9 protein-coding genes are annotated in these 9,994 nt (G+C 57.4%); 5 read left to right on the top strand and 4 right to left on the bottom strand.

Annotated elements, in window-relative coordinates:
- The first annotated feature begins 36 nt into the window (after nucleotides 1-36).
- From B5X69_RS17535 to pglX, 5 genes are read left to right on the top strand one after another with little or no spacing between them, the layout of a single operon-like run.
- Complete coding sequence (locus B5X69_RS17535) at nucleotides 37-921, top strand: BrxR family helix-turn-helix transcriptional regulator (RefSeq protein WP_021224471.1); 885 nt, start codon at nucleotides 37-39, stop codon at nucleotides 919-921.
- Nucleotides 918-1,526: a DUF1819 family protein gene (locus B5X69_RS17540; protein WP_021224470.1), complete on the top strand. Its 609-nt coding sequence runs from the start codon at nucleotides 918-920 to the stop codon at nucleotides 1,524-1,526. The genes B5X69_RS17535 and B5X69_RS17540 overlap by 4 nt, the downstream gene beginning before the upstream one ends.
- Nucleotides 1,527-1,528: 2 nt before the next feature.
- Nucleotides 1,529-2,131, top strand: coding sequence for a DUF1788 domain-containing protein (locus B5X69_RS17545; RefSeq protein ID WP_021224469.1), 603 nt, complete (start codon nucleotides 1,529-1,531; stop codon nucleotides 2,129-2,131).
- Nucleotides 2,132-2,134: 3 nt separating this feature from the next.
- Nucleotides 2,135-5,674 (top strand): BREX system P-loop protein BrxC, encoded by a 3,540-nt coding sequence (brxC, locus tag B5X69_RS17550; RefSeq protein ID WP_079639881.1) that lies wholly within the window; start codon nucleotides 2,135-2,137, stop codon nucleotides 5,672-5,674.
- Entirely contained in the window at nucleotides 5,674-8,184 is a 2,511-nt protein-coding gene (gene pglX, locus B5X69_RS17555; RefSeq protein ID WP_217699151.1) for a BREX-1 system adenine-specific DNA-methyltransferase PglX, read from the top strand. Before brxC ends, pglX begins: the two co-directional genes overlap by 1 nt.
- Here pglX and B5X69_RS17560 read toward each other — a convergent pair.
- The 4 genes from B5X69_RS17560 to B5X69_RS17575 form a co-directional block, all read right to left on the bottom strand.
- Nucleotides 8,150-8,377, bottom strand: a complete 228-nt coding sequence (locus tag B5X69_RS17560) for a nitroreductase family protein (protein ID WP_079639882.1) — start codon at nucleotides 8,375-8,377, stop codon at nucleotides 8,150-8,152. The two genes, pglX and B5X69_RS17560, sit on opposite strands and share 35 nt — an antisense overlap.
- A gap of 36 nt (nucleotides 8,378-8,413) precedes the next feature.
- Nucleotides 8,414-9,037, bottom strand: a complete 624-nt coding sequence (locus B5X69_RS17565; protein WP_037467955.1) for a glutathione S-transferase family protein — start codon at nucleotides 9,035-9,037, stop codon at nucleotides 8,414-8,416.
- A 7-nt stretch (nucleotides 9,038-9,044) separates the two neighbouring features.
- On the bottom strand, nucleotides 9,045-9,674 hold the full coding sequence (locus B5X69_RS17570) for a glutathione S-transferase family protein (RefSeq protein ID WP_037467957.1): 630 nt from the start codon (nucleotides 9,672-9,674) through the stop codon (nucleotides 9,045-9,047).
- 1 nt (nucleotide 9,675) lies between these two features.
- The coding region (locus tag B5X69_RS17575) for a YciI family protein (RefSeq protein ID WP_217699152.1) at nucleotides 9,676-9,994 on the bottom strand (319 nt) is incomplete at its 5' end.

The following is a 9,994-nucleotide window of genomic DNA, read 5'->3' on the forward strand; positions in this document are numbered from 1 at the left end:
TTTTTATCCCCTCGTGATGTGAAGGACCGGAAGCAGATGACCAGCGAGGGGCCAGCACTGAAGTGGGGCGTTGAACGCCGCCTCGAGTTCATCGAGTTCCGGCTGTTCTGGGAAGGCGGGGTCAATCGCTCTGACATCATCGATACATTTGACGTGTCGGTGCCGCAGGCATCGAAGGATTTGACACTCTATCAGGAGCGCGCTCCACACAATGCGCTCTATGACAAGAGCGCTCGTCGCTATGTGGCAGGCCCGGATTTCGAGCCCATCTTCCTGAAGCCTGACCCCTATGGTTATCTGTCACGCCTGCGGTCAGTCGCGGAGGGACTAATCGAACTGGACGAGTCCTGGATCACGCAGGTTCCCGATACCGATATCGCGCTGACGCCGCGCCGCGACATCGACGCCAGGGTGCTGCGCACAATATTGGGTGCGGTGCGTGACGTTCGGTCAGTCGATGTCCACTACCAGTCTATGAGCAAAGATCGGCCCGATCCCATCTGGCGCCGCATTACGCCCCATGCCTTCGGCTATGATGGCTTTCGCTGGCATGTGCGCGGCTATTGCCACATGAACGAAAAGTTCAAAGACTTTCTCCTGCCGCGTATCCTTGATGTAGGCGAGCTTGGCGATGCTGGCGCGAAAGCCGACCAAGACGCGCTCTGGCAGGAGCACTTTGCCATTGAGGTAGGTCCGCATCCTGACCTGACCGCGAGCCAAAAGGCCGTAGTCGCCAAGGACTATGGGATGGTGGACGGGGCAGCCGTGATGACTGTTCGTTACGCAATGCTTTTCTATGTGCTGAAACGCCTCGGACTCTTGGGCGACGCCGCCCAGCTACCCGCTCGCAGTCAACATATTGTCGTCGTCAACAGAACTGACACGGTAGCGGCGCTTGAAAAGGCGGAGTTCGCACTGTGAATTCTGCCGATAGCGTACAAAATTACCGTATGTCATTCAGCGTTGGTGGGCTAATGCTTAATGAGAGCATAGCGATCGCCGGCGCTTATCTACCCGGTGAGACCTGGGCTAGCGCTCGCGAACGTTTGCTGGCGCAAGGCGCGTCTTCGTTACCCAAATTGGCCTCCCAAACCCGCGCTCTACGTGAGGTGTACGACCGGATAGGTTATCTCTCCGATGCTGAACGCCATCACCTGTTGGCAGAGGCGGATCGAACCGAGCAGCAGGCTGTCATGTGGCTCGCGATCTGTAGGACCTATCGCTTTGTCCGGGAATTTGCGGTCGAGGTAATCAATGAGCGCTACGAATCCTGGCGGCTTGACCTAGGCTACGAGGTGTTTGATCGATTTCTCGCGGATAAAGCGGAATGCGATCCGAGCCTCGCCGCGCTTTCATCATCAACGGCTGCCAAATTGCGGCAAGTCCTGTTTCGGATCTTGCGCGAAGCGGGATTAAGGAGCGCCGAAGGCAGAATTCAGCCGGTCTGGTTGTCGGGGCGCATGAAGCGACTGATTGAGGAAAGTAATCCGTTGGATTTACGGATTTTTCCCGGGAATGGGGGATAATTGTGGGCACGAAAACTGATCGGCGCGCCCGCGCCGAGCACCTGTTCAGGGTGATTTCCAGCGAACGGTTCTTGCAGAAGCAAGGGTTGGGCAACGAGGTTCCCTTCTTCATCTGCGCATTCGATGCCGAAGATGGTCTGAACCTGGGCGAGGATCGCACAGATTTGATCGCCCGGTTGGGGCATGCCGGTGTCTGCGTCCTTGATATCGATCTCTATGACCTTTCACTCAGTATCCTCAAGGACCGAGGAATCTTCGAGCAGATTCTTGAGGTGGAAGCCGAAACGGAAAAGGCGGAGCTCAAGGAGCTGTTGCAGGGCGTTCTGGACCCGCAGGCGCACCTTATACCAGAGATCGCGCGGCGCATTAAAGAAACCCCGCACGACGTGATTTTCCTGTCAGGCGTAGGCGAGGTTTACCCCTACCTGCGGTCGCACAACGTACTCAACAACCTGCAAAGCACCGCGAAAGACCGACCAACAGTCATGTTCTTTCCGGGAAAATACACGCACGCGTTGGCGACCGGAGCATCGCTGGAATTGTTCGGCTTGCTGCATGACGACAAATATTACCGCGCGTTCAATATCATGAATTACGAGGTCTGACCGATGGCTACTCTGCTACGTGACATCTTTGCCAAGCCGGTCGACCGTTCGATCGATGGGGTGATCAAGGCTGACGACAAGGCCAGCCTCCTGACCGAGCTTGATGAATATGTCATCACCAACGAGATCGGCGCCCGACTGGAGCAATTCCTCGACGCCTACAACAACTATGATACCGCCAACGGTGTGTGGATATCGGGCTTCTTCGGGTCAGGTAAGTCCCACCTGCTGAAGATGCTCGCCCTGCTGCTAGAGAATGACGAGGTCGAGGGACAACGTCCCGTCGAGATCTTTGAGCGCAAGCTTGAGGGCAATCCGATGCTGGCGGGTGCGCTGCGCAAGGCCGTGTCGATTCCGTCCCGGTCGGTCTTGTTCAATATCGACCAGAAGGCCGATGTGATCTCGAAGACGGATGTCGATGCGCTTCTGGCGGTCTTCCAGAAGGTCTTTGACGAGATGTGCGGCTATTATGGCAAGCTCCCGCATATCGCACAGTTCGAGCGTGATCTGGACAGCCGCGGCAAGCTTGATGCTTTCAAGACGGCCTTTGCGCAGTTTTCAGGCAATCCCTGGGAGCGTGGGCGCGAACAGGCGCTGATGGAAGGCAAGCACATTGCAGCAGCCTTCGCAGAGGTCACGGGCGATGAGGTCAAGGATATCCTTGGCCAATATCGCAAGGACACGAAAGTCTCGATCGAAGATTTCGCCAATTTGGTGAAGGCTTGGATCGATGCACAGGGGCCAAAGTTCCGGCTGAACTTCTTCGTCGATGAGGTCGGGCAGTATATCGCCGACAACGTCAAACTGATGACGAATCTGCAGACCATTGCCGAAAGTCTAAACACCAAATGCAAGGGGCAGGCCTGGATTGTTGTCACCGCGCAGCAGGACATGGGGTCCGTTATCGGCGATCTGACGGCGCAGCAGGAAAATGACTTCTCGAAAATTCAGGCGCGCTTCGCCAACCGGATGCCGCTGAACTCCCAGGATGTGGCTGAAGTCATCCAGCGCCGCCTGCTGGCCAAGACCGAAGCCGGCCAGATTACCCTTGGCAATCTGTACAATGCTGAAGAGAACAACCTGCGTACGCTGTTCGACTTCGGAGATAATTCTTTTAAGTTTAAGAACTTCTCCGGAAAGGAGCAGTTCGTTGCGAGCTATCCGTTCCCGAACTACCAGTATGATCTGTTCCAGCGCGCAATCATGGGCCTCTCGCAGCATAACGCATTTGAGGGCAAGCATAGCTCGGTCGGCGAACGCTCTATGTTGGGGGTGTTCCAGGAGGTGGCCAAAAAGCTGGCGGATACACCGGTTGGGGGGCTGGCGACCTTCGACCTGATGTTCGAGGGTATCCGTACCGCCCTAAAGTCATCGGTTCAGCAGTCGATTCAGCTGGCCGAAAAGAACCTTGGCGATGATTTTGCCGTGCGGGTGTTAAAAGTCTTGTTTCTTGTGAAATACGTCAAGGAATTCAAGCCGACCGCCCGCAACATCTCGATTTTGCTATTGTCTCGGTTCGAGGCGAACCAGACCGAGCAGCGCCGCAATATCGAAGAGGCTTTGTCCCTGCTGGAACGCCAGACGCTGATCCAGCGCAATGGCGAGGTCTACGAATTCCTCACCAATGAGGAAAAGGACGTCGAGGCCGAGATCAAGGCGATTGCTGTCGATCCCGCCGAGATCGAGCGGCAGCTCGATGAGCTGGCGTTCGGCGCAATCCTGCGTCACGGCAAGATCAGGCATGCCGGCACGGGTGTCGACTATGCTTTTACGCGCAAGCTCGACGGGCACAGCCTGAACCGGGAGTATGAGCTGTCGGTAAACATCATCTCGCCCTTAAGCGACGATTCCGACGCGCCGGATGTGGTCCGCTCCAACAGCATGGCAAGCGATCAAATTGTGGTCCTGCTGGGGCGGGATGTGCGCTTCACCCGCGATCTTGTCCTCTGGCTCCAGACCGTAAAATTTGCCCGTCAGGTCACAAGTGGCGATGCCCAGCCCGGCCGTGATCGCATCATTGCGGAAAAGCGCGATCAGAATACGCGACGTGAAAAGGAACTGGTCCAACGCCTGCGCAGCCTGATCGCAGAAGCGCGGCTGTTCGTGCGGGGGGCCGAGCTGGAAATCGGCGGGGAAGACCCACAAGAGCGGCTGATCAAGGGGTTCCAGGTCCTGGTGGATAAAGTCTACACCAGCCTGCCCGTGCTGCGCGGCGCCACATACACCGACGCCGATCTTGGCCGCGCGGGCCGCGTCGATGGCAGGCTTTTCGGCGGCGAAGGCAGCGGCCTGACCGAAGCCGAGCAGGATGTGTTCAACCATGCACAGGCCCAGATGCGTCTTGGGACGCGGGTGTCGGCCAAGGCTCTGGTCGAGAAGTTCGGCGCAAAACCCTATGGCTGGCCTACCATCGCGGTGCTTTGCCTGACCGCAAGCCTTATTGCGCGCGGCAAGCTGGAAGCTCGGTCCGACAGCGCTCTACTCGAGGGTGATGCGCTGGTGCAGCAGCTGCGGAATAGCCATGCCCTTGGCAATATCCTGCTCTCCCCGCAGATCGAGTTCACCGCCGCCCAGATCCGCAAATCGCGCGAGCTGTTTCAGGAACTGTTCGATCTGCCAGCCTCCGGGAATGACGCCCGCAGTCTGGGGGCGGAGTGGCAGGCGCAGCTGCGCAAGCTGACTAGCGAACTGGAAACGCTCGGCCGGCAAGTGACGGGCTATCCCTTCATCAACGCCCTCGATCCGCTGCGGACGCTGCTCGACAACATGCGCGACCAGTCGGCGACCTGGTTCATAACCGGCCCGGTAGGCCACGAAGACCAGCTTCTCGATGCGAAGGAGGATATCCTCGACAAGGTCCGCAGCTTCATGTCCGGGCCGCAGAAGGGCATATTTGACGAGGTGCGCGCATTCGTTGCCGGGCAGGACCAGAACCTTGCCTATGCCGGAGATTCCGCCGCCGACAAGCTGCGCCAGGCGCTTGCCGATCCGCAGTGCTACAAGGGCACCGCAATTCAGGAGTTGAAGGCGGATTTCTACGCCCTGAAAGAGCGTATCGAGCAAACCGTTCTGGCTGAGCGCAACGCTGTCATCACGGCGCTTGACGAGGTGATCGAAAAAATCACCCAGACTTCGGAGTTTGGCGCACTGCCACCTGAGCAGCAGACGCACATACGCGAGGAGCTTGCTGCGCGGAAATCCAGCCTTGCCGCACAGAGCCTGATCCCTGCGTTGCGCAATCTGGCGACTGAGGTGCGCTCCAACCTTCTGACTGACACGCTGACCCGCATCGCGGAACTCACGCCTGCACCCGCGCCAAAGCCCGCGCCCCAATCCGCGCCGACAGGTGGCGTAGCCGAACCCCGGCCCGATTTTGTGCCAGCGCCACCCCCTGTAAGGCCCCAATATATCAAGGCTCAGTCGATCACCGTCACCTTCGCGAAAACCTATCTCGAAGATGAGGACGATGTGACCCGCTACCTTGATGTGATGAAAAAGACCCTGCTGGCCGAGATCGGCGCGGGCAAGAAAGTGATTGTCTGATGGATACCAATGCCCTGAAGAAATTCGCGCAAAGCGCGCGCAACCTACTGATCGATCAGGTCACCGCCCGGCTGGATATGGTGTTGGCCGAAGGTGCAGCGACTCGCCGCGAACATCCCAAGGGCATTGCGAAGCTGGAAGTCGCCGCCGACAGCAACCGCGCCCATGTAATTGAACAGGCGGCCTACACTTGGTTCAACCGCTTCACCGCGCTGCGTTTCATGGATGCGACAGGGCTGACCAACCCGCGCGTGGTATCGCCCGCAGATGGCGCGACCCGGCCCGAGATTTTGGCGGAGGCGATGGCCGGCAACCTGCCGGATCGTGCCCGCTCCGAGATTGCCGAGTATCTGAACGGCACCCGCCCCGCGCATGACGGGCAAGCGGAGGCTTACCGCTTGCTGTTGATCAATGCCTGCAACGAATGGCACGGGGCGATGCCCTATATGTTCGAGCGTGCCGACACGTTCGACCGGGCCGAGGATTATACCGAACTGCTGATGCCCGACGATCTTCTGTCGCCGGATAGCATTCTTGCCCGCCTGCGCGAGGTAATGACGGAAGATGCCTGCCAGGATGTCGAGATCATCGGCTGGCTTTACCAGTTCTATATCAGCGAGAAGAAGGATCAGGTCTTTGCTGGCCTGAAGAAGAACCAGAAGATCACGGCGGAAAATATCCCCGCCGCGACGCAGCTGTTCACTCCGCACTGGATCGTCCGCTATCTGGTGGAAAATTCGCTGGGGCGGTTGTGGCTGCTGAACCGCTCGCAATCGAAGCTGGTGGCGAAGATGGATTATTACATCGCGCCGGAACAGCCTGAGACGGATTTCCTGCGTATCGAACGGCCTGAGGATATCCGAATCTGCGATCCCGCCTGTGGCTCGGGCCATATTCTGGCCTACGCCTTTGACCTGCTCTATGAAATCTATGCCGAGGAAGGCCATGATGCGGCCGAAATTCCCGGCCTAATCTTGAAGCACAACCTGATAGGCATTGAGATCGACGACCGCGCCGGAGCGCTGGCGGCATTCGCCCTGTCGATGAAGGCGGCGGCAAAGCTGGGGCGGCGGCGGTTCCTTCGGATGGGGGCGAAGCCCGATATCGTCGTGCTGCAAGACGTGCACTTTACGCCTGCCGAGATGCAGGATGTCGCCGCCGTGGTGGGCAAGGATCTCTTCACGGATGAACTTCGCGATACGCTGGGGCAGTTCGAGCAGGCCAAGAACTTCGGCTCACTGATCGTACCGAAGCTACGCGACCCGGCCGAGGCGCTGCGGGTGGTGGAAGCGCGGGATTTCACCTCCGACCTGCTGCTGAAGGAGGTGCAGGCGCGCGTCGTGTCGGTGCTGCGCATGGCCGAGGCGCTGTCGCCGAAGTATCATGTGGTGGTGGCCAACCCGCCGTATATGGACATCAGCAGCGCGAATCCCGTCTTAAAGGCCTGGGCACTCGAGAAATACCCGGACAGTTCGGCCAACCTTTTCGCACTCTTTATGGAGCGAGGACTGAGGGCGACCCGCAAGGATGGTCTGCTGGCTATGATAAACATGCAAGCGTGGATGTTCCTATCCTCCTTCTCTAAGTTGCGCAGCAAGTTGCTTGCACAAAACACGCTGCTATCCATGGCCCATCTGGGAGAGAATGCATTTGATACCATCGGCGGTGACGTTGTCTCTACGACGGCTTTCGTCTTCGAGAATAGTAAAAGCAAGAATAAGAAATCTGAATTTCTAAGGCTGGTTGAAGGAGCTACAGAAGCCGAAAAAGCAAATCTCTTTTTGATCGGGAAGGCAAGTCGCCAACCTCCTTATTTCTTTATAGCAGAAATGGACGATTTCTCAAAGCTTCCGGGCGCGCCACTTTCTTATTGGGCGAGTCATGAGCTTAGAGAAACGTTCGCTAACTCGAAGCCACTGAGGGACTTTGCGAGCCCCCGAAAAGGTATGGTAACTGCCGACAATCCTCGCTTCATTAGGCAGTGGCACGAGGTAGAAGGTGCAAAGTTTGCGCGTGGCCTTGGAAGTCGTGAAGCCGCTAATGCGTCAGGGGCGAAGTGGTTCCCATACTTGAAAGGAGGGCCGTTCCGACGGTGGTATGGTAACGTCGAGTGCGTGGTGAACTGGGCCAATGACGGCGCTGAGCTCCTAAACATGAAGGGGAATGGTTACAAAGTTGGATCAACGAACCACAACCTTGACTACATCTTTAACCCGGCCCTTTCATGGACAAAGATTACCACTGGATTGGTCAGTTTCAGATCAACAGGTCATGGTTTTCTTTTTGACGACGCCTCCGGCCTTTGCCCGATACACGACGTCTCCAAGCAGGCACAGTTCGCTGCCCTGCTAAACTCGCCAGTTGTTTACTCAACGTTAGGAGCGCTGAACCCAACTCTCAATGTGAACCCCGGTAATCTCGCAGATATTCCGATTTCTTTGCCTGCGGGCACAGGCACCGTCGCCGGGAAGTGCATTAGTCGACATTGCCCGGCTTCAGCGCGGGTTTGAGCCGCTCCTTTGCCTCAAGAGAGCGCAGGAATACCACCCGAAATGGCTGGATATTCATCGAGGTCGGTCCCCATTTGGCGATATCATATGCCTCCTGAAGTTCCGCATCCGTTACCACCTGGTCGGTCCAGCCATTCTGAGAACGTGCCTCTGTGAAGAGGATTTCCAGGGTTTTCTCGTCAGCAACCGTCATTGGCAGCCCTTCCGTTTGTTTGATTTCTGATTCCGGTCAGCCAAGGCCGACCATGACGTTCTTGCGATAGGCGTGCCGTTCCGCGAGACGGTCGGCCCACCTACGAAGATTGGGCTGCTCCGAATCCCTGGCGAACCCGAGAGCTATCCAGCGATAGACCATGATTCCGCAGGGAATATCGGCGAGCGAAAATGCATCGCCAGCAAGGTAGGAATTTTGTGCAAGGGCATCGTCTAGTAGCGCAAAGCAGCGCTGCGACTCCATGCGCGCCCGGTCTAAAGCCTGCAGGTCTCTCTCGGCTTCCGGAGTTTTGACGATGCCGATATAAAGCTGTGACATGAACTTGTTCAAGGCGGCAAGATGCCAGTCCATCCAGCGCTCGACCATTGCCCGGTCGATCGGGTCCTGGGGATAAAGCGAGGTGGGTCCGCGCGAATTGCACAAATAGCGGAGAATGGTGTTGGATTCCCAGATCGCGTTGCCTTCGTCTATCAACGTCGGCACGACGCCATTGGGATTCACGGCAAGATATTCCGGGTCGCGGTTCCCGCCAAATTCGCCGCCGAAATTTTCCTGGCTGAACGGTATATCCAACTCGTCCAGGAGCCAGAGGACCTTCTGGACATTGGAGGAGCTGCGCCTTCCTAAAACTCGAAGCATGACTCTCTCAACCTGCTTCCGGTATGTTCATTCCGCGTTGCACGGCGGGGCGTGCACCAACGTGATCGTACCAGCGCTTGAGATTTGGTACCTTTTCAAGATCGATGTTGTGAAGCGGGTTGCGCGCGAGCCAGGGATAGGTGGCGATATCGGCGATAGTATACCCGTCCCCCGCGATATAAGCTGAATCTTGCAGCCGCTTGTTAAGCACGCCGTAGATTCGCTCCACCTCTTTCTGGTAGCGCCCGAGCGAATATTCCTGGTCTTGAGCATATCTGCGAAAGTGATGGAGTTGCCCAAGCATCGGGCCCACGCCGCCCATCTGGAACATCAGCCATTGCAAGGTTATTGCCTGCGCGCGTGGATCGGACGGCAGTAGCTCGCTTCGGTATTTCTGTGCCAGATAAACCAGAATGGCGCCGGACTCAAAGAGCACCAGTTCCTCACCTCCGGGGCCATCGGGATCGACGATCACAGGGATCTTGTTGTTGGGGTTCTTCGCTAGAAAGTCCGGCGAGAATTGCTCATCCTTTAGGATGTTGATCGGCCGCAGTTCATAACCCAGCCCCAGCTCTTCGAGCATGATGGAAATCTTGCGCCCGTTCGGCGTCTGCCAGGTAAAAAGCTGCAAGGTCATATCAGTTCCTCCGGTCGGGGTTGCCGCGGGTCCAGCGCCACGGCAAGATCAAGATCGCACCGACAAGCCCGGCCTTTCGGTAGGGATCATTTCGGGAGAATTCCTCGACATCGTGCCGATTCGTAGCTTCAACCACGATGAGCGAGCCGACCTCCTTCTCCTCCGCCTCGTCCATCAATGGCCCGGAAAGGATGACCCGAACCGGAAGTTCGCCGCCCGACATATAACCTGCATTCCCCAAGTGGCGTGTCGTTTGAGGTGAAGATCGCCTGTATCCGAGCGCTAGACAAGGATTTTCTGCCGCAAGCGGCACCTGCGGT

The sequence above is a fragment of the Sphingopyxis flava genome (genome assembly GCF_900168005.1).
Classification (GTDB): Bacteria; Pseudomonadota; Alphaproteobacteria; order Sphingomonadales; family Sphingomonadaceae; genus Sphingopyxis; species Sphingopyxis flava.

Bases quoted from the DNA above. Each gene is read 5' to 3' on its own strand.
- B5X69_RS17535 (WP_021224471.1), top strand. From the start codon at position 37: ATGACCAGCGAGGGGCCAGCACTGAAGTGGGGCGTTGAACGCCGCCTC.
- brxC (WP_079639881.1), top strand. From the start codon at position 2,135: ATGGCTACTCTGCTACGTGACATCTTTGCCAAGCCGGTCGACCGTTCG.
- B5X69_RS17560 (WP_079639882.1), bottom strand. From the start codon at position 8,377: ATGACGGTTGCTGACGAGAAAACCCTGGAAATCCTCTTCACAGAGGCA.
- B5X69_RS17565 (WP_037467955.1), bottom strand. From the start codon at position 9,037: ATGCTTCGAGTTTTAGGAAGGCGCAGCTCCTCCAATGTCCAGAAGGTC.
- B5X69_RS17570 (WP_037467957.1), bottom strand. From the start codon at position 9,674: ATGACCTTGCAGCTTTTTACCTGGCAGACGCCGAACGGGCGCAAGATT.
- pglX (WP_217699151.1), top strand. From the start codon at position 5,674: ATGGATACCAATGCCCTGAAGAAATTCGCGCAAAGCGCGCGCAACCTA.